This is a genomic window from Achromobacter sp. (assembly GCF_049647645.1).
In the GTDB taxonomy this organism is placed as follows: domain Bacteria; phylum Pseudomonadota; class Gammaproteobacteria; order Burkholderiales; family Burkholderiaceae_B; genus Achromobacter.
This window is the reverse complement of the sequence record NZ_JBARYB010000055.1, coordinates 15,910-39,589: the sequence shown is the minus strand read 5'-3', so window position 1 is coordinate 39,589 and position 23,680 is coordinate 15,910. Positions and strand designations below refer to the sequence as shown.

Here is a 23,680-nt window from a genome sequence, read left to right as displayed (position 1 = left end):
TTTGCAGGCGGCGCTTGGCGCTACCTGATCAAGCACGCAAGGCAAGCAAGGGCACCTCAGGGTGCCCTTGTCGTTTGCCCCGCGTCTGCACTGTGGCGGCAGACCGGCACGCCAACAAACGTTGCCGGGCCTTTCAGGTTTGTGAAATGCGCATGATCCATTACACTTTTCCCGTGAATTGATGCCTGTTCTCACCTATATGGGGTGAGCCGGCTCCAGCCCGCAAGTCGACTACAAGAACGGAATTCCAGCTTATGACCCAGCGTTCGCGCCAAGTGAAGCATGCCCGCCGTTTTAAAGCCCTGCAGTGGGCGATTGCGCTGGCGATTGGCTCAAGCGTGTGTAGTTCGGCCATGGCCATGCGCGTAGGGCATTCGCGGGTGGTTTCCGCGCCGGGCGCGCCGCTGCAGGCTGTGGTGGGATTGCAGGAACTGACACCCGACGAGATCGCCTCGCTCAAAGTGTCGGTGGCGGACGAGGCCGCCTGGCAACGTGCGGGTCTGAAGCCGCCGGTTCCGTTGGCAAGCATGGTGGTTCGGGTCGAGGACGGCCTGGACGCGACGCGTAAGAATCTGCGGGTGCGGGCCTCGCAGCCGCCGATAAGCGGCGCGGTGGACCTGCTGTTGAACATCAGCTCCAGTTCGGGGCAGCGCCAGGTGCAGGTCAGCATCCTGGTGCCCCTGCGCGGCACCAGCGCGGACGTCACGCCGGCAGCGGTCGGCACGCCAGGCCGTGCGGCCGGGACGCGCTCGGTCAACGTGAAGTCTGGCGACAATCTCTTCGCCATTGCCCAACGCAATGCCGTGCCCAACGCATCGGTCTATCAGATGCTGGTGGCCTTGTGGCGCGCCAATCCCGAGGCGTTCATCCAGAACAATATGAATCTGGTGAAGGCCGGGCAGCGACTGACGATTCCCGATGCCGCAACCGTGCGCGCCGTGGATCCGGCCGAGGCGCGCCGCATCTTCAACGAACATGCCGATGCGTTCGCGAAATATCGCGCGCGCATTGGCGCGGCTGCGGGGGCGAACCCGTCCGTGGTTCAGGGGCAGGGCGCAGCTTCGGGCAGCGTCGCTCCTCCCGCCGATGCCGGGGTGGCGAGCGCCTCGCCGCCTCAGGATCGCGTGCGCTTGTCCTCCGGGCAGGCGCAAGACAGCGCGTCGGCGCAGGCCGAGGCTCGGGCCGACGCCCGGACCTCAACCGAGCGCGCCATGGCCGATGTCCAGGGCCGCGTGAGCCAACTGCAAAGCAATGTCGACGATCTGAACAAGGCGGTGGGACAGCAGGGCGCCGCAGGCGGAGCGGCTGGTGCTACGGGATCGCCGGGCGCGGCTGGAGCGCCAGGCGTTTCGGGTGCGACAGGCGCTTCGGGCGCGGCGGGCGCTTCGGGCGCGACAGGCGCTTCGGGCGCGACAGGCGCTTCGGGCGCGGCAGGCACTTCGGGCGCGGCAGGCACTTCGGGCGCGGCAGGCGCTTCGGGTGCGACGGGTACTTCGGGTGCAACAGGCGCTTCGGGCACGGCTGGGACGCCGGGTGCAGTAGGTGTTCCAGGCACCGCAGGTACTCCAGGCACCGCAGGTACTCCGGGCGCAGCAGGTACTCCGGGCGCAGCAGGTACTCCGGGCGCAGCAGGTACTCCGGGCGCAGCAGGTACTCCGGGCGCAGCAGGTACTCCGGGCGCAGCAGGTACTCCGGGCGCAGCAGGTACTCCAGGCGCAGCAGGTACTCCGGGCGCAGCAGGTACTCCGGGCGCTACTGGCGCCGCCGGCACTCCTTCCGCCGCAGGCGCGTCGGGCACGCCCTCGTCGGAGCAGTCAGCCGGCAAGCCGGCAGACAAGGGCCTCACCTCGGACATGCCCGCATGGCTGGCCGATAATCTGCTCGTCATTGTCACTGCGGTGCTGGCGCTGATCGCATTCGCCATCGCATGGCTCTTGCGGCGGGCCGGCGCACGACGCGAGGACGATGACGAGGAAACCTATGAATTCAACGAGCCAGCGCTGGATACGGCGGCGCTGAACCGCAAGCTCGGCAGCATCAATCTCGACCTGGACGAACCGCCCACGGACGAACCGCACCGTGTCGGCGGGCCACGGATTTGATACATGTCTAGAGTTGCATTGGGGCTGGCGTATGACGGCTCCGCTTGGCAGGGTTGGCAGACACAGCCGCACCGGAAAACGGTGCAGGACACGCTGGAGGCCGCCCTGGGTAGTTTTTGCGGTGTGGAAGGGCCGGTGGCGACGATCTGTGCTGGCCGCACGGATACCGGGGTGCACGGTGCGATGCAGGTGGTCCATCTGGATACCGCGCTCGACCGGCGGATGGAATCCTGGGTCCGGGGAGTGAATGCCTTCCTGCCGCCCAGTATTTCGGTCCAGTGGGCGCAGCCGGTATCGGACGAGTTTCACGCGCGGTTTTCCGCGCGCGCCCGTACCTATGTCTATTTGCTGTGGCGCGGCCGGGTGCGGCCCGCGCTGTGGGCGGGCCGGGCGGGCTGGTGTTTCCAGCCGCTGGACGTCGACGCCATGCGGGCCGCGGCGAATGCCTTGCTGGGCGAGCACGACTTTTCCAGCTTCCGGTCCTCGCAGTGCCAGGCCAAGCATCCGGTGCGCCATCTTTACCGGCTGGATATCGAAGAGCGCGGGCCGTTCCTGGTGTTCACGCTGAAGGCCAATGCTTTCCTGCATCATATGGTGCGCAACATCATGGGCGCGCTGTTGCAGATCGGGCAGGGGCGCGAGCCTGTGGACTGGATGGCGCAGTTGCTGTCCTGGCGCGACCGCAAGCTGGGCGCGCCGACGTTCGCGCCCGATGGGCTGTATCTGTCCGCCATCGATTATCCGGAAGAGTTTGGGCTGAATGAACTCGACGGGGGATCGCAGTTGCTGTCGCCGTTTACTCAAACCTATTAGGGATGCCGCCGGCAACGGCGACGCCTGCCTAAATCCGATGGAGGCTTTTGCCATGCAACGCCGCGCGTTTTTGAAGCAGACCGCCCTGGGCGGCGCCGCCCTGGTCGCTCCGGCGTTCGCGCAGGAAGTCCCGGTGGCCGAAGAAAACGCCAGCCCAAATCCGCCGGAAGCGCCGGCACAGGCGCAAGAGGCTGCGGTCACCGTGCCGCAAGTCCCGGCTGCGGCGCCCGAAGCGCCGGCGGTGGCGGCCGCCCCTCCCAAGGTTGCGTGGCGGCTGGCCTCGAGCTTTCCCAATGAGTCGCCGACCCTGTTCGCCGGCGCCGAGGACGTTGCGCGTTATGTGAGCGAGGTGACGGACGGGCGCTTCAGCATCGAGATTTTTCCGGCTGGCGACCTGGTGCAGCCAGGGCAGGTGCTGGAAGCCGTGCAGCACCGCGTCGTCGATTGCGGCCATACGGCGTCGACCCGTTATTTCGATATCGACCCGGCGCTGTGCTTTGACGCCGGCGTGCCATTCGGCCTGAATACGCGGCAGATGAACGCATGGATGACGCAGGGCGAAGGACTGGCGCTCACGCGCGTGCTGTTCGACAAGTACAACATCCTGAACTTTCCCTGCGGCTATACCGGCGCGCAAATGGGCGGTTGGTTTCGCGGAGAAATCAAGACCGTGGACGATCTGCGCGGGCTGAAGGTGAAGGCCGGCGGCTTCGCGCGTCATGTGCTGGCGCGGATGGGCGCGACGCCCGTCGAGGTGCCGGTGGCCGAAACCTATGCCGCGCTGGAGCAGGGCGTCGTGGATGCCGTTGCCTGGATCGGTCCTTATGACGATGAAAACCTGGGACTCTACAAGGTGGCCCGGAACTACTATTTCCCGGGCTGGTGGGCGGGCACGCTGCAATTGTCCCTGTATGTGAACCAGGACGCCTACGATGAACTGCCCAAGCCGTATCAATCCGCCCTGGCGCTGGCATGCCGCATGGCTACGGCAAACATGATCGCCAAGTACGACGCTGGCAATCCGGATGCGCTGCGTCGCCTGGTGTCACGCGGTGCGCAGTTGAAGGCGTTTCCCAAGCCGGTCCTGCAGGCGAGCTACGAGGCGTCGCTGGCCGCCTACCAGGAAATGAGCGCCAAGGACGCCATGTTCAAAAAGCTGTACGAAAGCATGGCGGCGTTCCGCGACAAGGAAGCCCCGTGGTTTCGCCTGGCCGAGGGCAGCTTCGACAATCTTGTGGCCACCTTGGGCCAGCCCGCCGTGTAGGCCGATCTGCATGCCGGATATACTGAATCGACCGGCTGCGCAGGGCGGCCAAGCAAGCGAAGAGTTTCATGCGCACACGCATCAAGATCTGTGGATTAACCCGTGAACAGGATATCGACGCCGCCGTCGCGGCGGGCGTCGATGCGATCGGCTTTGTGTTCTACGCCAAGAGCAAGCGTTGCCTGACGCCGACGCGCGCGGCGCAGTTGAGGCGCATGGTGCCGGCCTTTGTCGACGTGGTGGCCTTGTTCGTGAATCCCGAAGAGGCCGAGGTGCAGGCCGTGCTGGACCAGGTCAAGCCGGAGCTGCTGCAATTCCATGGCGATGAAACGCCGCAGGATTGCGCCCGTTACGGCCATCGCTTTCTACGGGCATTCCGTGCTGGCGCGCCGGGACTGGATACCGCGGAAAACCTGGCCTCCACATGCCGCGCCTACGGCGAAGCCGCTGGCTGGCTGTTCGATAGCTACAGCGCGGGCTACGGCGGCAGTGGCCATGGCTTCGACTACGCCTTGCTCGACGAGGTGAGGGCCGATCCGGTGTCGCGGCCCCTGATCCTGTCCGGCGGTTTGAACGCCGAAAACGTCGGCCAGGCGATGCAATTGATCCGGCCTTGGGCGGTCGATGTGAGCAGTGGCGTGGAGCTTGAGCAAGGGATTAAAAGTTCTGATAGAATCTCGTTCTTCGTTGCTGCAGCGCAAGCCGCAGACGCGAAGCTGAAGGAAAATTAGTAGTGCAGTGCAGGCGGTTTGAAGGGGGCGGCAAAGCTGAAAAGCGGCGCCACGAAACTCTACAAAACGTGTTGCGAGAGAAGTCTGAAGGCCTTGCAAAAGCCAAGCGCCGCAAACTTCGAAACGCAATAAAAAATGCAAAAAATCTTCCAAGACGATTTGCATAGCTTAAAAAAGCACTATATAATTCTTCTTCTTTGCAGGCGGTTAGCTCAGCTGGTTAGAGCGCCACGTTGACATCGTGGAGGTCGTTGGTTCGATTCCAATACCGCCTACCAAATTCCTGCAAAGTGCTGTCAAGCACGGCAAAAGAAAAAACCGCCAAGTCGATGACTTGGCGGTTTTTTTATTGTTTCAAGCCTTCCCGGGGAAGAGAAAGTCACGGCTGCCTTGGTGGGGGACGTCGTCAGATGATGAGAACGGATGCCGAGGCGTATCCAGCTTGGCTGGCTTGAAGATTAGCTGACGACAACGCATGGCTGAGATCGGCAAAGTCCGTGCGCCATTCTGGTAGATGTATGTTGAAATAGGGCGCGTAATATCGAAAGATATTGGTTCACTCTGCGTGGCTGCATTTGTTCAGCCACCTTCCGTTAACCAGCCCGACTGCCTCAAAAAGATAATTGACCGGGCCGATAATCTCCAAAGGAAGCTGATTTGGACCAGGGAACGGTGTGAGCGCAGAATCGCCATGGCAATATGGGCGCGGACGACCGGGACGGTCCATCGTGCGCCGCGTGACGCTTGGTTTTGTTGTGGTGTGGGTTGCGTCGGTGGCGGTTCTGGCACGCTGGATGTCTCAGGAGATCGAGGCATCGCGGCTGGACAGCCTGACCGCCAGCGCCGAATACGAGTCCAGAATTACTGCGCGCGTCATGGGCCGGTTGTTTACGGAGATGGTAAGCGTGGCCAATATGGTCGCGCGCCAGGGCCAAGTGATCGAACTCGCTATTCGATACCGCACGGATCCTCCCGGCGTGGCCGAATTGACGCGAGAGCAGCGAGCCGCCGTGTTTACGCGCGATCCGCTGGTGCGTAGAGTGGGGGACTTCATGAGTGCGCTGGCTGGCGATCTGCAATACGCGCGCATTTACATGAACAATATGTCGGACGATACGGTGACCGCAAGCAACTGGGCGGAACCGGACAGCATTGTCGGCATGATTTACGCGGGCCGGGCGTATCTTGCAGATGCATTACGCGATGGCACCGGCAGTTACTTCGGTATTGCGCGACTGAACAAGAGTCCATCCTACTTCGTCGCGAGCCGTATCGAAGACACGAATGACGTGCCGCAGGGCTCGGTGACCGTAAAGTTCGACGCTCCCGACGTAGCGCTTTACCTGGCTGGCCGGCATATTGCGCTGATCGTGAATCGCCAAGGCCGGGTAACCACGACTTCGTTCGCGCCATTCATGCTGCATAACGTTGCCGCGCTATTGCCCCCTGATTTGGTATTGCCTTCCGACGGTGACGAAGATCTGGGCGAACCCATGGAAATACAGGCAATTTCCGGTTCGCGCCATGCAGACCAGTGGCTCATTGATGGCAGGCCGTATTTGGTGCGGTTTCAGCCGCTGGCGAATACCCAATACCAATTGATTACGCTGGCATCGCTCGATTATTTGGGGCCCATGCGCAAACGGCACATGTGGGCGGCGCTGCTGGTAGCAATGGTCGGTCTGACCCTGATTCTCCTTTCCGGCCGAGTGGTCGGGCAAATGGTGAGACGACGCCAGGATGAACGGCACGCTGCCAACCATGATGCGCTGACCGGCTTACCCAACCGGCGGGCCGTCATGGCCGAACTGGAGCGGTATTTCGCTTCGGCAAAACGGAAGCCGCAATCTGTGCTGGTGGCGTTTATCGATCTGGATGGATTCAAGACGATCAACGACACTTATGGTCACGACATCGGCGATAAGTTCCTGGTCGAAGTCGGCCGACGCCTGTCGGCAGGTCTGCTTGCAGGAGACATGCTGGGTCGCTGGGGAGGCGATGAGTTCGTCGTGGTCGGATTGGGCGCGAGGCCGGGATCCGATACGGACAACATTGTTGAATCGATGCGGACGCGGCTCGCTCCGTTGCTCAGCGGCACCTATACCTTCGAGGGCTGCAGTTTCCACTATGCAGGTGCAAGCTTTGGCATCGTGAGTGCGGATCCGTCGGTCAGCGTTCTACAAGCCGTTCTCAAGGAAGCAGACCAATTAATGTACGCGGACAAACAGGCGCGGCGCGAGATGCAGATGGCAGGCGCCCTGTCGGCCTGAGCGTGTGCCCATATTTTGCGGGCCAGTAGCGCCCCAATCGTCTTGTCACGACATTGGCCGGAGTTGCGAATGCGTTGCGGCCTATTGCGGCGCCATTTACTGGCGCAATCTGGTTGACCTTGTGCCGGCTGTGTTCAAAGTCCGCTTTTGGGCGCATTGAGAATAAGCCGCAAGCCCAGCGCCGAAATAACGCCCGCCGCGGCCCTGTCTATCCATTTTTTCGCGCGCAAATAAACCTCTCGCGGGCCCTTGGTCGAAAAGCAGAGCGCCACGATTGCATACCAGCCGAACTCCACCAGGAATACCAGAGGCGGCAGCGCGAAGTAAATCCATGTGGGCGGATGCTGGGGCAGCAGCGCGGCGAAAATACTTCCGTACCAGATCGCGGTTTTGGGATTGCTCACCTGGGTTGTGAGGCCTATCCAGAAAGAGCGTCGTCCATCACGCGAGGCCGGGGCGTCGCTGCCGGGCAGTGCAAAAGGTTGTTTGGCGCTGCGCCAGATGCCGCTTGCCACATAAAGCAGGTAGGCGCCGCCGGCGATTTTCAACGCGATGTACAGCCATTCCACGCTTTGCAGCAACGAATATAGGCCTGCCAGCGCCAGGCCGGCGAATAGCATGCCGCCCACACCCATGCCGAAGGCCGAGGCCAGGCCGTCCCAGCGGGACTGGCCGATGGCCTTGCGCGCGACGATGATGAAACTTGGCCCTGGCAGCATGGCGCCAAGCCAGAGCGCACCGAGGATTGCGAGCAGGGAGGCAAACGGAGTCATGGCGATGGCTGGGGGCAGAGGCCGCAGGAGATTCTGATTCTTCCACGAAAGCCGGGGTCTGCAAAGGGCGGTGAAACGCCCGCCGGGAGCGGCCGAGTCGCACGACCCTTGCGTCAACAGCCCGTCAACGTCAGCGATGGAGCGCGTCCTTGAGGCGCTGCCTGCGGCGGCGCAAGCATGTCCGGCTGCCGCCCATCCTGCAGGCGGAACACCCCCACCGTCTGCAACAACTGGGCCGCTTGCGTTTGCAAGGCCGTCGACGCGTCTGCGGCTTGCGCCACTCGGGCGGCATTCTGCCGGGTCAGCTCGTCCATCTGGGTCACCGCCTGGTTGACGTCGTCGATGTCCGTGGCCTGTGCCCGCCCCGCATCGCCGATCTGGCTGACGATGCCGGCCACGCGTTCGATGCTGGCCACCACGTCGCGGATCACGCTGGCGGCATGGTCGGCCTGGCGGAAGCCGCTGTCCGTCTTTTCGAGCGAACCGTCGATCAGGCCGCGGATCTCGCGCGCGGCGCTGGCGCTGCGTTGCGCCAGTGCGCGGACCTCGGTGGCCACGACCGCGAAGCCGCGTCCGCTTTCGCCGGCGCGGGCTGCTTCCACTGCGGCGTTCAACGCCAGGATGTTGGTCTGGAAGGCGATGCTGTCGATCAAGCCGGTGATCTCGGAAATCTTTCTGGATTCCTGCTGGATCTCTCCCATCACGGCGGCGACGTCCGCCACCGCCGTGCTGCCCGTATCGACGATGCGCCTCGTTTCGTCAGTCAATTCCTGGGCGCGCAGCGCGCTGGTGGCATTGTCGTGGACGTTTGCCGCCAGGTCACGCATCGACGTGACCGTCCGTTGCAGCGAATCGGCCTGGGTTCGGGTGCGCTCCTCCAGCAGCTGGTTGTCCTGCATGATGTCGCGCGATGCGACCAACAGGGCGGTTGCCGTGGTCCGGACTCCGCTCAGGGTCCGGTGCACGGCGTCCATCGTGGCCTTGAAGCTTTGCCCCAGGCTGCTGTCCATGCTCAGGCCGGCGAAGCGCAGGTCGAACACGCCGGGCTCGCGACCGATATGCGCGCTGAGCCGGGCCAGTTCCTCTGCCGCTACTGCGGCCCGCTCCATTTTCCAGGCCAGCCAGCCCAGCGCGGCAGCCTGCACCACGACATAGGCCGCATGCAACAGCACCATGGGCAAGCTGGGCTCGGTGAAGCAAATCGTGCCGTAGCCCCATTGCTGCAGGAAATTGAAGGACAGGTGATGCAGGGCGATGACCACGGCTGCGCACAGAATGGTGCGCCAGTCCCGATATGCCAGCAGCAGCGAGAGCAGCACGAAGATGCCGAAATGGATTTCGGCCATGCCGGACATCAGGTGGATATGGAGCGCGGCCAGCACCATCAGGCCACAGGCCACGGTCAGGCGGGTGCTTAGCCTGCCGGGCCGCCAGAGTATCAGCAGCGACGGTATGCCTGCGCCGGCCAGGCCGACTCCGATGGCGGCGCTCCAACGCCCGTACTGAGGGGCCATGCACAGTCCAACAGCGAACAGCAGCCAGAGCAGGGGCAGCATGGCCCGGTCGGTCTGGCGGTAAGAGTCTTCCAGCAAATCGCTTGCGTTCCGCATGGCGTTTCCTTGCGACGGGAAGCGCGGAGTTCCGCGCACGCTCGATTTTTATTCAATAATTCCAATTTGTGAATATATATTCCAATTTATTCTTAGTTGTCTCAAAGGCGCCACCGGCCAGGTAGTCGGGTAGCGGTTACAGGGAATGGGTGCCATCGTCGAAATGTGTGGCGCGTTTGAAGCGAGCGGAAAACCTGGGATATCCTGCTGCCCATCATGATGAGAGTACTTTGGCTATGCCTGGGTTGCCTGATGCTGGCATTGGGTGTGATCGGCGCGTTTCTGCCCGTCATGCCGACGACCATATTCCTGATCCTGGCGGTGGCCTGCTTTTCCCGGTCTTCGCCGCGGCTGGAGAAATGGCTGTTGGATAGCCCGACCTACGGTCCCGCGCTGCGCGCCTGGCGGGATCAGGGTGCCGTGTCGCGCAAGGGCAAGACCTATGCTTGCCTGGGCATGGCCGTTGGATACGTATTGTTTTGGTGGGGCGCGCACCCGTCGTGGATGCTGGCCGCCGCCGTTGCCGTTTTTTTCCTGGCCAGCGCTGCGTATGTCGTCACGCGGCCGGCGCCGCGGGAGCCGGCCGCAGGGCCTGCTCGGCAATAGGCGCCGGTGCGGGACTCAATGCGAATGCCGGGGATCGCCCCGTGTTTCCACGACCTTCAGGTACAAGGTGGCGGGTTCCAGGCAACCGCCGGTTGAAAGCTGGCCGACCAGTTGCCGGTACAGCTCTTGCCAGGGCGTCTGCGATTCCGGCGCCTGATAAGGAGGTTCAAGCTTGCGGCGCTCCATTTCGGTTTCGTCCACCAGGGCGATGACCGAGCGCTGGTTCAGGTCGACGCGGATGCGGTCGCCCGTGCGCAGCAGCGCGAGGCCGCCGCCTACCGCGGCCTCTGGCGACATGTTCAGGATGGACGGGCTGGCCGAGGTGCCGCTCTGGCGGCCGTCGCCCAGGCAGGGCAGCGAGTCTATGCCGCGCTTGAGCAAGTGCGAGGGCGGCGCCATGTTGACCACTTCCGCGCTGCCCGGGTAGCCCACGGTGCCGGCGCCGCGGATCACCAGGATGCAATGCTCGTCGATGTTCAGGGCGGGGTCTTCGATGCGTGCGTGGTAGTCCTCCGGACCCTCGAACACGATGGCGCGCGCCTCGAAGGCGTTCTCCGAACTCGGCTCCGACAGATAGGCGCGGCGGAAGGCTTCGCCCACCACCGACATCTTGATGATCGCGCTGTCGAAGAAATTGCCCGACAGGACGATGAATCCCGCGCGGTGCTTGAGCGGCGCGTCGCAGCTGCGGATGACGTCCGCATTGTGGGTCTTGGCCGTGGCCGCGATCTCGCCGATGGTCTTGCCGGACACGGTGGCACAATCCGCGTGCAGGCGTCCGGCGGCCGTCAGCTCATGCAGCACGGCGGGGACGCCGCCCGCGCGGTGGAAGCCTTCGCCCAGGTGTTCGCCGGCGGGCACGCAGTTGACCAGCAGCGGCACGTCTTCGCCCAGCCGCTGCCAGTCGTCCAGGCTCAAATCGATGCCGGCGTGCCGCGCCATGGCGATGAGGTGCGGCGGGCAGTTGCTGGAGGCGCCCAGCGCCGAAGCCACCACGATGGCGTTCTCGAAGGCCTGCCGGGTCAGGATGTGCGACGGCCGCAAATCCTCGCGCACCATGTCGCAGATGCGCAGGCCGGTGGCATAGGCCATCTGGCCGCGTTCGCGGTAGGGCGCGGGGATGCTGGCGCAGGTGGGCAGCGACATGCCCAGCGCCTCGGCCAGCGAGTTCATCGACAGCGCCGTGCCCATGGTGTTGCAGTGGCCGATGGATGGCGACGATGCCGTGGCCAGCGTCATGAAGCCTTCGTAGTCCAGCTTGCCCGCGGCCATCAAGTTGCGCGCATGCCAGATGACCGTGCCCGAGCCGACGCGCTGGCCGTCGTGCCAGCCGTCCAGCATCGGTCCGCCGGACAGCACGATGGCGGGAATGTCGACGGTGGCCGCGGCCATGAGGCAGGCGGGCGTGGTCTTGTCGCAGCCGGTGGTCAGCACCACACCGTCCAGCGGGTAGCCGTGCAGGATCTCGACCAGGCCCAGGTAGGCCAGGTTGCGGTCCAGCGCGGCGGTGGGGCGCCGGCCCTGCTCGGCCAGCGGGTGTACGGGAAACTCCATGGGGATGCCGCCCGCGTCGCGGATGCCGGCCTTGACGCGCTCGGCCAGCGCCAGGTGATGGCGGTTGCAAGGCGCCAGGTCGCTGCCGGTCTGGGCGATGCCGATGATAGGCCGTCCCGATTGCAGTTCCTGGCGCGTCAGGCCGTAGTTGAGATAGCGCTCGACATAGATGGCCGTCATGTCGGCGTGCGCCGGGTCGTCGAACCATTTCTGGCTGCGCAGCTTGCGGGGAGTCTGTGGCATGGGATTCTCGTTTACAGCGGTTGCGTGGCGGCCCGGCGCCTGTCCGGGCCGCAAGGCCTAGTTGCGGGCCTTCTGGATTTCGTCGTTCAGTTGCTTGACCAGGTCGGGGCCGAGCTCCTGCGTGTACTTGTCGACCACCGGCTGGACTTTCTGGCGCATGCGCGCGACCTCTTCTGGCGAGACGGTGTTGATCTTCATACCGGCCTTTTCGAGCGTGGTCATGGCCTTCTGGGAATCGGCCCGGCTGTCCTGACGTTCAAAATCGCGCGACGACGCGGCCGCCTGGCGAATGAGCTTTTGCTCTTCGGGTGACAAGGTGTCCCACCATTTCTTGGACGCCAGCACGACCCAGGGCGTATAGACGTGGCGGGTGATGGTCAGGTAGGGCTGGACCTCGTAGAACTTGCTGCTCTGGATAGTGGTGATGGGGTTTTCCTGACCGTCCACCGTGCGCGTTTCGAGGGCGGTGAACAGCTCCGAGAACGGCATGGGCACGGCATTCGCGCCCAGCGTGTTGAACACGCCCAGCGCGATCTGGTTCTGCATCACGCGCAGCTTGATGCCTTGCAGGTCTTCCGCGCGCGCGATGGGGCGCTTGGAATTGGTCATGTTGCGAAAGCCGTTTTCCCAGTAGACCAGGCCGATGATGCCCTTGGCTTCCAGCTTCTTCAGCATGTCCTGGCCCACAGGGCCGTCAAGCACGGCGTCCGCTTCCTTTTCGCTGTTGAACAGGAAGGGCAGGTCGAACACGCCGAACTCTTTGACCATGCCGGCCAGCGGCGCGGTCGATCCCACCATCATTTCCTGCACGCCGCCCACCAGGGCGCTTTGCATTTGTTCGTCCGAGCCCAGGTTGGCCGAACCGAAAGTCTTCATCTTGAGCTTGCCGCCGCTGATTTTCTCCAGTTCCTGCGCCAGGTGGCGCGCGGCGCGTCCCTGGACGCTTTCATCGTTCAGGCCGTAGCCGAAACGGATCAGGCGCGGTTTGACGTCGGCGGCGGACGCGACGCCTGCGATGGCGCAGGACAGCGCCGTCGCCAGGACAAGAATGCGGGTCTTGAAACGGTTCATCATGGTGCTCCTCCTTGGGGTTTTTCTAATGCATCCAGCGTGCGGGTACGGTGATCAACTCGGGGAAGATCACCAGCAGGACCAGCAGCAGCGTGTAGGCGGCAACGTAGCGCCACACGCCCCTGATGATGGTTTCCATATTGATGCGGGCGACGCCGCAGACCACGTTGAGCACGGTGCCCACCGGCGGCGTCAGCAGGCCGACGCAGCCCACCATGACGAACATCACGCCGAAGTAGACGGGGTCGATGCCGGCCTTGGTGACCACCGGCATCAGCACCGGCGCCAGGATCAGGATGGTGGGGGTCAGGTCCATCACCGTGCCCACCAGCGTCAGCAGGATCAGCAGGGCGAACATCAGCAGCCTGGGCTGGTCCAGGACGGGCTCAAGCAGCGCGATCAGGTCCTGCGGCATGTCGGCCAGCGTGATCATGTAGGACGAGACCATGGCGGCGGCCACCAGAAACATGACGATGGCGGTGGTGCTGGCGGCGTTGATGAAGAGCGGCCCCAGATCGCGCACGCTGATTTCGCGGTAGACGAACAGGCTGACCAGCAGGGCGTAGACCGCGGCGACGACGGCCGCCTCGGTCGGCGTGAAGATGCCGCCGCGCAAGCCGCCGATGATGATGACCGGCAGCATCAGGGCCCACAGCGATTCGCGCAGCGCTTTCCAGCGTTTGCTCCAGGGTACGCGCGGCGCGGGCTTGATGCTGCCGTGCTTGCGCGCCACCCAGGTCCACACCGCGACCAGCGTCAGGCCCATCATCAGTCCGGGCGCGATGCCGGCGAAGAACAGCTTGGTGATCGACACATTGGTGGCGACGCCGAAGATGATGAAAGAGATCGAGGGCGGGATGATGGGCGCGATGATGCCGCCAGCCGCGATCAGCCCGGAGGCCTGGCCCGCGTCGTAGCCCTTTTCACGCAGCATGGGGATGAGCAGGGAGCCCAGCGCCGCGGCGTCGGCCACGGCGGAGCCAGATAGCGCCGCCAGCAACACGCTGGCGAAAATGGCGACATAACCCAGGCCGCCCTGGATGTGGCCCACGAAGGTGCTGGCCAGATTCACGATGCGGCGCGAAATGCCGCCGGCGTTCATCAGTTCGCCGGCCAGCATGAACAGGGGCACCGCCATGAGCGTGAAGCTGTTGGCGCCCGACAGCATGTTCTGCGCCAGGATCTGGGTATCGAAAAAGTCCAGCTGGAACATCATGGCGATCGCGCTGAGCAGCAGCGCGAAGGCGATAGGCATGCCCAGGGCGATCAGCCCCAGCAGCACGAGCAGGAAGACGGTCAGGATCATTGCGGACGTCCGGGCGGGGTAGGGGAGTTGGAGGCGGAGCCGTCAGACCAGCGGGTCTTCGGGCCTGGATTCCGCCGGCAAGGGCCCGCCCGCAAGGACGCGCACAAGATCAATTGCCGTCAGGATGCCCATGGCGACAGCCGCATAGAGCGCCGCGGCGTTGAACACCGCCAGCGACATGCCGGTGACGGGAAGCACGGTGTCCAGCCCGATGATGGTTTGCGTCCAGCTGCCTTCGGCCATCAGCCACAGCACCCACAAAACCAGCAACTGGCAGAACACGTGCGAGATGCGGCGGGCGGCGGGACCGAAGCGTTCGACCAGCATGGTGACGCCGATGTGCTGGTGCGAGCGCAGCGCAATCACCGAGCCCAGGAATATCATCCAGACGAACGCCAGCCGGGAGATCTCGTCGGAGACATTGATGCCTGAGTTGAACAGGTAGCGCAGGGCGACGTTGCCGAACAGCAGCACCACCATGACGGCCAGACAGGCCACCATCAGCCAGGTCTGCAGCGCGAAGCACCAATTGGCGGCGCGGGCCAGCGGCGAACCGCCGGGCCGCCCCGGTGGGGAAGCTCGCATGTTTGTCTCCTATCCGTTTTCCGGAATTTTTTAGGTTTATGCTGTGGGGAATGTTAGCGCTAACATTTTGCGTTTGGCAACCCCCAGTTTTTTGCGTCAGACTACGCGCTCACCAATCGATGCCGAGGACCAATGTCCATCCGTAAACCCCGCAGTTCACGCGCCGGCCGCGTCACCATGCAGGAGGTCGCGCGCCGCGTGGGCGTCAGCGCGATCACGGTATCGCGCGCGCTGCGCACGCCGGACAAGGTGGCGGAGGAATTGCGCCAGCGCATCGCGCGGGTGTGCCAGGAGTTGGGTTATGTGCCCAACCATGCGGCCAGCGCGCTGGCGTCGGCGCGCTCGCAGACCATCGTGGCGCTGATTCCATCGCTGAGCAACGTGGTGTTCGTGGACATCATCGCGGGCATCAAGGAAGAGCTGGACCGTCACGGCTACCACATGCTGATCGGCGTGACCGGTTACTCGCCGGACGAGGAGGAAGCCCTGCTGCGCAAGTACCTGCAGCACGCGCCCGACGGCTTGATCCTTACTGGCGTCGATCACAACCCGGGCGTATGGGATTTGCTGGACACACAGCGCATTCCGACCGTGCACACGATCGAGACGCTGGATGGCGGCGAGCATATGAGCGTGGGGTTTTCGCAATTCGATTCCGGCTATGCCGCCGGCCGCCATCTGGTGGAACGGGGCTACCGCCGCATCGGTATCGTAGGAGCACAGCTGGATCCGCGTTCGCTGCGCCGCTGCGAAGGCTGCCGCCAGGCCTTGCGGGATGCGGACCTGTACGACCCGGCCCTGGAAATCATGACACCGGAGAAGTCATCCATCTCCCTGGGGGCGTCCCTGCTGGAACAACTACGGGCGCGCAATCCCGACTGCGACGCGCTTTTCTTCTGCAATGACGACCTGGCCCAGGGCGCGGTGTTCCAGTGCGGACGCCTGGGCGTGCCGGTGCCTGAGCGCATGGCCATCATCGGCTTCCACGACGTGGCCGGCACGGCCTGGACCACGCCGCCGCTGTCGACGATCGCCACGCCGCGCTACCAGATCGGCGTATCGGCCGCGGGTTTGCTGATGCGGCACCTGGCGGGCGAGCCCGTCGCAGAGCGCCATGTGGACCTGGGCTTCAAGTTGGTGCAGCGCGAAACCAGCTGAAGACCAGGTTCAGGCCCGGCGCAGCGCCAGGAATACGCCCGAGGCGATGATCAGCGCCATGCCCGCCAGGGCCAGCCCGTCCGGCGGGCGCTGGAACCAGAAGGTGCTGAACAGCACCGCCAGCAGTAGTTGGAAGTAGTTCAGCGGGGCCAGGGTCGCCGCGGCCACGCGCTGAAAGGCGGATATCAGGAAGATCTGCGCCAGCCCGCTGCAGGCGCCCAAGCCGACGATGAAGAGCGTATCGGCAAGATCCGGCCACGGGTCCGGCAGGAAGAAGGGCGCCGGCAGCCCGGTGACGACGAGGCAGATGAAGGCGGTGTAGGCATACTGCACCGGCCCAGGCACCTTGCCCGAGAGCTTGCGCGTCAGCACCTGGAACACCGCGTAGCTGACCGCGGACACCGCCATCAGCAGCGTGCCCAGCCAGGGCAGGTTGGAGCCGGGGCGCACGATCAGCAGCATGCCGCCAAAACCCGCGGCCACCGCCACCCACTGGGCAGGACGCACCCGCTCTCCCAGCAGCCAGGGCGACAGCGCCACCATGATCAGGGGCGAGGTGAAGTAGATGGCCGTGGCTTCGGACAACGGCATCCAGATCAGCGCCGTCATGAAACAGGTACCGACCGTGGCCAGCAGCAGTCCGCGCAGTATCAATAGCGGCTTCTCGGCGGCATCGCGCAGGCGCGGGCCGCCGCGGTGCCGCCACAGCAGCGCCACCGCCAGCACCGCCACCGCCGAATAGCGCATGATGTTCAGGAACGGCGCGGGGTAGCGCGCCAGCATGTGCTTGGACCCCGCGTCGAAGGTGGCGAAAGCCACCAGCGCGGCGAAGAACAGCAGGATGCCGGTCTGGCGCGCGGCGGCCGCAGAGGGCAAGGCGAGGGGAACTGTGCTCATGTGGGCGGTTGGACTCAGGTTGCAGCCTGGCCCGCGCCCTGCAGGAACGCGTCCAGCGCGGGGCCGATGGCCTCCACCATGTAGCCGCCTTCCTGCACGATCACGGTGGGCAGTCCCAGTCCGGCGACGCGCGCGCCGATATCGCGGTAGGCATCGATGTCCAGTTTGAGCACGCTGATCGGATCGTCCTTGTAGGTGTCGAAGCCCAGGGCCAGCACCAGCGCCTGCGGCGCGTAGCCGGCCAACGTGGCGAGCGCCGTGTCCAACGTCCGCAGGAAGGCGTCGTTGCCGGAGCCATGCGGCAGCGGCAGGTTCAGGTTGCAGCCTTCGCCCGCGCCATGCCCGCGCTCATGGGCATAGCCGGTATAGAAAGGGTAGTAGCCCGCGGGATCGGCGTGCAGGGACATCGTCATGACGTCGGCACGCTGGTAGAAAATACTCTGCGTGCCGTCGCCATGGTGGGCGTCCAAGTCCAGCACCGCCACCTTGGACCAGCTCTGCAGCAGCCGGCTGGCCGCGGCCGCGCTGCTGTTCAAGTAGCAGAAGCCGCCCGCACGGTCGCGGTGCGCATGATGGCCGGATGGCCGGCACAAGGCATAGGCCATGCCTCCCGTGCTGGCGACATGGTCGGCGGCGGCCACCGCGCTATGGGTGGACCGCAGCGCCGAGCGCCAGGTCTGTGGCCCGATGGGGCAGGACAGGTCGCTCAGGTAGTAGCCGGTCTGGGCCACGATGGACGGCGACGGGCAGGGACCGCGGCCGGCCAGCTCGACCCGGCCGTTGTAGTACGGCGAAAGATTGGGCAGCACCTCGGGCCCCGGATCCACCGAGGCCGATCGCAAGGCCTGCCAACGTGCATAGGCCGTTTCCAGGTAGTCCAGGTAGTCGGGGCTGTGGATGTCTTGCAACGGCCTGCGGCCATAGTCGGCCGGCGCTTCGACCGCGATGCCGCGCGCGGCCAGCGCGCCTTGCAGGCTTTCGGCGCGCGCCGGCAGGTCGGTCGGCGCGCTGATGCGTCCAAGCCGCATGAATTGCTGCGGCGTATGCAGCAGCTGCTCTTCCGAGAAAAACGCCTTCATGGCTGCCCTCGTTGGCGTTATGCGCGCTTGAGTTCGATTTCGACGAACACGAACTCGGTATCGCTGGGGTTGATGACGTTGTGTTCCACGCCCACGGGCCGGTAGTAGGCCACGCCGGTGGTGAGCTGGCTGGTGATTTCGCCGTCGGGCGTATCCAGCAGCAGCGGGCCGGTGGTCTGCGGGACCACCACGTAATTCATGCCGTGGCGGTGCCAACCCGTTTCGCCGCCGGGCGGAAAGCGCCATTCGGTGACGGTGACCATGTCATTGTCGATCTGCACGGTCGGTATGGCGGCGGGGCGTTGCATGGGGTGTCTCCTTGGTGGGTACGAATATTCTTGAAGATTTCAGGCCGCTTGCGCCTTGGTCGGGTCCCAATGCTGGCCGGGGACCGCGGCGATCAACTGCCGCGTGTAGGCATGTTGCGGGTTGTCGAAGATCTGCCCGGGCGAACCGTACTCGACCACCTTGCCGCGATGCATGACCAGCACGGAATTGCAGATCTGGGCAGCCACGCGCAAGTCATGCGTGATGAAGACCAGCGCAATCTTCAGACGCTGCTGCAGATCATGCAATAGCTGCAGCACCTGCGCCTGGACGGACACGTCCAAGGCCGACACCGATTCATCGGCGACCAGCACTTTGGGCTCCAGCGCCAGCGCGCGCGCGATGCCGATGCGCTGGCGTTGACCGCCCGAGAACTGGTTGGGGTAGCGGTCGAAGGCGGATGGGTCCAGCCCGACCAGCGACAGCAGTTCCCGCACTCGCGCCTCGGCCTGGGTGCGCGGCACGCCGTTGGCGACGGGGCCGTCGCTGATGATGCGGCCCACGGTATGGCGCGGGTTGAGCGAGGCGAACGGGTCCTGGAAGATCATCTGGATGTCGTGGCGCAGCGGCCGGAAGCGCGATTCCGGCATGGCGGCGATGTCCTGGCCGTTGAAGATCAACTGGCCGCCATTGATGCCCACCAGCTTGAGCAGGCATTTGCCGATGGTGGACTTGCCCGAGCCTGATTCGCCGACGATGCCCAGCGTTTCGCCGCGCCGCACGCTGAAGCTGACGCCGTCCACGGCGTGCACCTCGCGCTTGCCGCCCAGCCAGCCGCGCCCCACCACATAGGTCTTCTTCAAGTCCCGCACGTCCAGCACGGGCGGGTCGTCCGCGGCGGCCATGCGCGCTTCGCCGCGGCGGTGCGGCACGGCCGCGATCAGGCGTTGCGTGTAGGGGTGGCGGGGGCGGTTCAGGACCTCTTCGGCGGGTCCCTGTTCCACCAGGATGCCTTTTTCCATGACGGCGACCCGGTGCGCGATCTCGGCCACCACGCCGAAGTCATGGGTGACGAACATGACGCCCATGCCTTTCTCTTTCTGGATGCGGGCGATCAGCGCCAGGATCTGCGCCTGGGTGGTGACGTCCAGCGCGGTGGTGGGCTCGTCGGCGATCAGCAGCGCGGGTTCCAGCGCCAGGGCCATGGCGATCATCACGCGCTGGCGCTGGCCGCCCGACAGGCGGAAAGGATAGACGTGGTAGAGCGTGGCGGGGTCGGGCAGGCCCACGAAGGCCAGCAGTTCCAGCGTGCGGGCCATGCGCTGCGCGCCCGGATACGCGTTGTGCACGCGCATGACTTCGCTGATCTGTTCGCCCACCGTCATGAGCGGGTTGAGCGCGGACAGAGGCTCCTGGAAGATCATCGCCATGTCCTTGCCGCGCATGGCTTGCAGGGTAGCTTCGTCCTGCCGCAGCAGGTCCTGGCCGCGGAACAGGATGCGGCCCTGTTGCGGCGTCAGATAGTCGGGCAGGAGGCCCATGATGGCGTTGGCGCTCATGGACTTGCCCGAGCCCGATTCGCCGACGATGCACAGGATTTCGCCGGCGCGGATGTCGTAGGAAACGTCCTGCACGGCATAGGGGCGGTCGCCGCCCTTGGGCAGGGCGATGCTCAGGTTCTGGACGGATAGCAGGGGGGCGGAAGCGTTCATGGCGTCCTCCTATTCGCCGCGCTTGCGCAGCTGCGGGTTGAGGGCGTCGTTGAGGCCTTCGCCGATCAGGTTGATGGCCAGCACGGTCAGCAGGATCGCCACGCCGGGCCAGACGCTCATCCACCAGGCTTCGCGGATCATGGTGCGCGCGGCGCCGATCATGAAGCCCCAGCTCATCAGGTTGCGGTCGCCCAGCCCCAGGAAGGACAGCGACGATTCCGTCAGGATGGCGGTGGCGACCATGAAGGATGCCGACACGATGATGGGCGACATGGCATTGGGCAGGATCTGGGTGCCGACGATGCGCGTCGGCGTCTGCCCGATGACGATGGCGGCCTGCACGAATTCGCGCTGCTTGAGCGTCATGAATTCCGAACGCACCAGGCGCGCGGCCGGCGGCCACGATACGACCGCGATGGCGCCCATGATGGAATAGACCGAGGGGCTCAGGATCGCCACCAGCACCACGGCCATGGCCAGTTGCGGGATGGTCTGGAAGAACTCGGTGAAGCGCATCAGCGCGTCGTCCGCCCGGCCTCCGCAATACCCCGCCACCGATCCGACCACGATGCCGAAGACCAGCGCCACGGCGGTGGACAAGAGGCCGACCATCAACGAGACCCGGGCGCCCCAGACCAGTCCGGCCGTGATGTCGCGGCCCAGCATGTCGGTGCCGAAGGGATAGTCGGCATTGGTGAACGGCGGAATCAGCGGGTCGGCCACCATCATCCAGGGCGATTCTTCATACAGCAGCGGCGCGGCCAGGGCCACCAGGACCACGATCAGCATGATGGCCAGTCCGGCCACCGCTCCGTAATTGCGCATGTAGCGCCGGGCGAATGACTTCATGCGGCGGCTCCTTGCTGCGCGCCCGCGCCGATGCGCGGATCGATGAGTCGGTACAGCACGTCGGTCAGCAGGTTGAACACCACCACCATGATGGAGGTGACCAGGAAGATGCCCAGCAGCAGCTGGTAGTCGCGCTGCAGCAGGGCGTCGAACATCAGCCGGCCTATGCCGGGCCAGGCGAACACGGTTTCGGTCAGCACCGCGCCGCCCGCCATCTGGCCCAGCTGGATGCCGGCGAAGGTGATGACCGGCAGCAGCGCATTGCGCAGCACGTGGGCGCGGATCACGCGGCCGGGGCTGACCCCCTTGGCGCGCGCCGTCTTGACGAAATCCATGCCTATCACTTCCAGCATGGAGGCGCGCGTCAGCCGCACATAGACCGCCATGAAGAAGCAGCCCAGCGTCACGGTCGGCAGGATCAGGTGCTGGGCAATGTCGCCCGCGCGCGCCCAACCGCTCAGGTTCGCGCCCACGGTCTCCATGCCGAAGGCCGGCAGCCAGCCCAGCATCACCGAGAACAGCAGGATGCCCATCAGCGACAGCCAGAACAGCGGCGTGGCATACAGCACCAGAGCACCCGTCATGACGGAACTATCGATCCAGCGGCGCTTGTTGCGGTAGCGGGCCTTGGCCGCCACCACGCCCAGGAAGACGCCCAGCACGATGGAAAAGACGAAGGCGCAGGACATCAGCAGGAAGGTGGCCGGCAGGCGTTCCAGGATCAGGTCCAGCACCGGCACGTGGTTGCGGTACGAGAAGCCCAGGTCCAGCTGCACCACGCCCTTCAGGTACAGCAGCAGCTGGGTCAGGATGGGCTTGTCCAGGCCGAAGGCGACCCGCAGCTGTTCCACGTAGGCCGCGTCGCCGGCGCCGGCCTGGCCCGCCAGCACCGCGGCGGGGTCGCCAGGCGCCAGGCGGATCAGGAAGAAATTGATGATCACGACGCCCAGCACGACCACCAGGGCCTTGCCGATGCGTGAAGCGAGAAAAGACAGGAATTTCATGCTCTGGGTCCTTTCAGGTCGGGCGCGGGCTGCCTAGGGCAGCCCTTGTCCGGCCGGCATCCGCCGCCGCGGCAGGCGTGCCGCGGCGGCGTCCTGCGGCGCTTATTTCTCGATGTACACGTCGTCGAAGCTCTCGTTCAGGCCGATGGCGGTCTTGACCAGGTTCTTCACGTTGCCGCGATAGAGCGTGGGGAATTCCATGTCCACCAGGAAGCCATTGGCGATCTCATTGACCAGCGTGGTCTGCAGCTTGGTGTAGACCTCCTGGCGCTTGGCGGGATCCACCTCGGAAGCGGCTGCTTCCCACTGCTTGTCGGTCTCGGGGTTGCTGTAGCCCTGTACGTTGGCGAACGGCGATCCCTTGACGATGTTCGACGAGACATACAGCCGCTGCACGCCCAGTGCGGGGTCGCCGTACTGGTAGGTGAAGGTGGTGGTCATGTCGAAGTCCCAGTTGCCCGTGCGGCTGGCCCAGCCGCCCGCGTCGGTGGCTTCCAGGTTGACCTTGAAGCCCAGCTGCTCCAGCGCCTGCTTGGTGTATTCGCCCAGGCGGTCCCAGGTGGAGCCATAGGGGAAGCTCAGTTGGCGGATCGTGTAGTCCTCGGGCTTGATGCCGGATTCCTTGATCAGCGCGCGCGCCTTCTTCATGTCGAATGCCAGCGGCGGCATGTTCTTGTCGTAGAACATCTCGGTGGTGACGAAGGGGCTGGTGGACACCTTGCCCAGGCCGAAGAAGATGTTGTTGACCACCATGTTGCGGTTGATGGCCGCCATCACCGCCTGGCGCACCTTCAGGTTGTCGAAGGGCGGCTTGCGCATGTTGAAGATCAGGTAGGCCTGGGGCGAGAACATCTCCCAGCCGGCGGTGGTGTACTCGACCTTGGGCAGGGCGCGCAGGCGCTTGATGTCGACGTTGTCCACGTCGCCGCCGCGCAGCACGTCCACGCTGCCGCGCTCGAAGGCCACCGCGCGCGAGGCCGAATCGGGGATGACGTTGAACACCAGTTCATCCAGATAGGGCTTGCCCGGCTTCCAGTAGTCGGGGTTGCGGGTCAGCTTGATGTATTCGCCGCGCTTCCATTCCTTGAACATGAACGGGCCGGTGCCGACCGGCTTCTGGTTGGCCGGGTTGGTCATGTAGTCGGTGCCCGCATAGAGGTGCTTGGGCATCATGGGCGCGAAGCCTGGCTCGAACATGAGCATGAAGGCGGGGAAGGGCGTCTTCAGTTTGACGACGACCGTCTTCGCGTCCGGCGCCTGCACCGATTCCACGAACTTGTTCAGGATCACGCGGGCGCGGGCATGGGTCTTGGGCAGCATGTCCGCCAGCGAGAACACCACATCCTCGGAGGTGAAGGGCTTGCCGTCGTGCCACTTGACGTTGTCCTGCAGGTGGAAGGTGTAGCTCAAGCCGTCGGCCGAGGCTTCCCACGACTTGGCCAGGCCGGGCTGCGGCTTCAGGTCGGTGGAGTAGGTCAGCAGGCTCTCGTAGATCTTGCCGGCGACGAATTGCGTGGGGCCTTGCTGGTTGATGGCCGTGACGATTACCGGCGGTTCGGGCTGGACGATCATGTTCAGCGTGCCGCCCTTGGTCTGGGCCAGAGCTTGCGTGGCGGGCAACGCGGCCGCAAGGACCAGTGCGCCGATGCTTAGGGAGAACCATTTTTTCGATTTCACTGCGAGCCTCCGGGCTGGAAAGGATCTGACAGGTGTCCGCGTCGCGGATGCCGTGCTCTGGCAAGCAAACCTCATGCCACCTGTGTTTTCAGGGGTACTACGGGTGGAG

At 64.7% G+C, this 23,680-nt stretch carries 20 protein-coding genes and 1 tRNA gene; 8 read left to right on the top strand and 13 right to left on the bottom strand.

Annotated features, from left to right (window positions below; translation table 11 throughout):
• Positions 1–254: 254 nt before the first annotated feature.
• The 6 genes from WBB14_RS06575 (at position 255) to WBB14_RS06550 (ending at position 7,180) form a co-directional block, all read left to right on the top strand.
• Positions 255–2,102, top strand: a complete 1,848-nt coding sequence (locus WBB14_RS06575; RefSeq protein WP_424239115.1) for a type IV pilus assembly protein FimV — start codon at positions 255–257, stop codon at positions 2,100–2,102.
• A gap of 3 nt (positions 2,103–2,105) precedes the next feature.
• On the top strand, positions 2,106–2,915 hold the full coding sequence (gene truA, locus WBB14_RS06570) for a tRNA pseudouridine(38-40) synthase TruA (protein ID WP_424239114.1): 810 nt from the start codon (positions 2,106–2,108) through the stop codon (positions 2,913–2,915).
• A 52-nt stretch (positions 2,916–2,967) separates the two neighbouring features.
• Positions 2,968–4,179, top strand: coding sequence for a TRAP transporter substrate-binding protein (locus WBB14_RS06565; RefSeq protein WP_424239126.1), 1,212 nt, complete (start codon positions 2,968–2,970; stop codon positions 4,177–4,179).
• Between the two features lie 35 nt (positions 4,180–4,214).
• Positions 4,215–4,910, top strand: coding sequence for a phosphoribosylanthranilate isomerase (locus WBB14_RS06560; RefSeq protein WP_424239125.1), 696 nt, complete (start codon positions 4,215–4,217; stop codon positions 4,908–4,910).
• A 201-nt stretch (positions 4,911–5,111) separates the two neighbouring features.
• Positions 5,112–5,188 (top strand) — tRNA-Val (locus WBB14_RS06555).
• 396 nt (positions 5,189–5,584) lie between these two features.
• Positions 5,585–7,180, top strand: a complete 1,596-nt coding sequence (locus WBB14_RS06550; RefSeq protein WP_424239113.1) for a GGDEF domain-containing protein — start codon at positions 5,585–5,587, stop codon at positions 7,178–7,180.
• Positions 7,181–7,314: 134 nt separating this feature from the next.
• Here WBB14_RS06550 and WBB14_RS06545 read toward each other — a convergent pair whose 3' ends face one another.
• Both WBB14_RS06545 and WBB14_RS06540 read right to left on the bottom strand, forming a co-directional pair.
• Entirely contained in the window at positions 7,315–7,953 is a 639-nt protein-coding gene (locus tag WBB14_RS06545) for a LysE family translocator (RefSeq protein ID WP_424239112.1), read from the bottom strand.
• 113 nt (positions 7,954–8,066) lie between these two features.
• Positions 8,067–9,563 (bottom strand): methyl-accepting chemotaxis protein, encoded by a 1,497-nt coding sequence (locus WBB14_RS06540; RefSeq protein WP_424239111.1) that lies wholly within the window; start codon positions 9,561–9,563, stop codon positions 8,067–8,069.
• Positions 9,564–9,779: 216 nt separating this feature from the next.
• Between WBB14_RS06540 and WBB14_RS06535 the strand changes: the two genes are divergently transcribed.
• Positions 9,780–10,169, top strand: a complete 390-nt coding sequence (locus WBB14_RS06535; protein ID WP_424239110.1) for a YbaN family protein — start codon at positions 9,780–9,782, stop codon at positions 10,167–10,169.
• A gap of 15 nt (positions 10,170–10,184) precedes the next feature.
• Here the strand turns inward: WBB14_RS06535 and WBB14_RS06530 are convergent, their stop codons facing one another.
• From WBB14_RS06530 to WBB14_RS06515, 4 genes are read right to left on the bottom strand one after another with little or no spacing between them, the layout of a single operon-like run.
• Complete coding sequence (locus WBB14_RS06530) at positions 10,185–11,966, bottom strand: IlvD/Edd family dehydratase (RefSeq protein WP_424239109.1); 1,782 nt, start codon at positions 11,964–11,966, stop codon at positions 10,185–10,187.
• Positions 11,967–12,023: 57 nt separating this feature from the next.
• Complete coding sequence (locus tag WBB14_RS06525) at positions 12,024–13,040, bottom strand: TRAP transporter substrate-binding protein (protein WP_424239108.1); 1,017 nt, start codon at positions 13,038–13,040, stop codon at positions 12,024–12,026.
• A 22-nt stretch (positions 13,041–13,062) separates the two neighbouring features.
• Positions 13,063–14,343, bottom strand: coding sequence for a TRAP transporter large permease (locus WBB14_RS06520; RefSeq protein ID WP_424239107.1), 1,281 nt, complete (start codon positions 14,341–14,343; stop codon positions 13,063–13,065).
• A gap of 42 nt (positions 14,344–14,385) precedes the next feature.
• Complete coding sequence (locus tag WBB14_RS06515; protein ID WP_424239106.1) at positions 14,386–14,928, bottom strand: TRAP transporter small permease; 543 nt, start codon at positions 14,926–14,928, stop codon at positions 14,386–14,388.
• Positions 14,929–15,060: 132 nt separating this feature from the next.
• Here WBB14_RS06515 and WBB14_RS06510 point away from each other — a divergent pair, with 132 nt between their 5' ends.
• The gene (locus WBB14_RS06510) at positions 15,061–16,086 is read left to right on the top strand and encodes a LacI family DNA-binding transcriptional regulator (RefSeq protein WP_424239105.1); all 1,026 of its coding nucleotides are present in this window, start codon (positions 15,061–15,063) and stop codon (positions 16,084–16,086) included.
• A gap of 9 nt (positions 16,087–16,095) precedes the next feature.
• Here the strand turns inward: WBB14_RS06510 and WBB14_RS06505 are convergent, their stop codons facing one another.
• From WBB14_RS06505 to WBB14_RS06475, 7 genes are all read right to left on the bottom strand, one after another.
• Positions 16,096–16,983, bottom strand: a complete 888-nt coding sequence (locus WBB14_RS06505; RefSeq protein ID WP_424239104.1) for a DMT family transporter — start codon at positions 16,981–16,983, stop codon at positions 16,096–16,098.
• 14 nt (positions 16,984–16,997) lie between these two features.
• Positions 16,998–18,062, bottom strand: coding sequence for a histone deacetylase family protein (locus WBB14_RS06500; protein WP_424239103.1), 1,065 nt, complete (start codon positions 18,060–18,062; stop codon positions 16,998–17,000).
• A 17-nt stretch (positions 18,063–18,079) separates the two neighbouring features.
• Entirely contained in the window at positions 18,080–18,370 is a 291-nt protein-coding gene (locus WBB14_RS06495; protein WP_175209445.1) for a cupin domain-containing protein, read from the bottom strand.
• A 39-nt stretch (positions 18,371–18,409) separates the two neighbouring features.
• Positions 18,410–20,041: an ABC transporter ATP-binding protein gene (locus tag WBB14_RS06490; RefSeq protein WP_424239102.1), complete on the bottom strand. Its 1,632-nt coding sequence runs from the start codon at positions 20,039–20,041 to the stop codon at positions 18,410–18,412.
• Between the two features lie 9 nt (positions 20,042–20,050).
• Entirely contained in the window at positions 20,051–20,890 is an 840-nt protein-coding gene (locus WBB14_RS06485) for an ABC transporter permease (protein ID WP_424239101.1), read from the bottom strand.
• Positions 20,887–21,894: an ABC transporter permease gene (locus tag WBB14_RS06480; RefSeq protein WP_424239100.1), complete on the bottom strand. Its 1,008-nt coding sequence runs from the start codon at positions 21,892–21,894 to the stop codon at positions 20,887–20,889. The genes WBB14_RS06485 and WBB14_RS06480 overlap by 4 nt, the downstream gene beginning before the upstream one ends.
• Positions 21,895–21,996: 102 nt before the next feature.
• A complete protein-coding gene (locus WBB14_RS06475; RefSeq protein WP_424239099.1) occupies positions 21,997–23,571 on the bottom strand; it encodes an ABC transporter substrate-binding protein in 1,575 nt (524 codons plus the stop codon).
• Between the last annotated feature and the right edge of the window lie 109 nt (positions 23,572–23,680).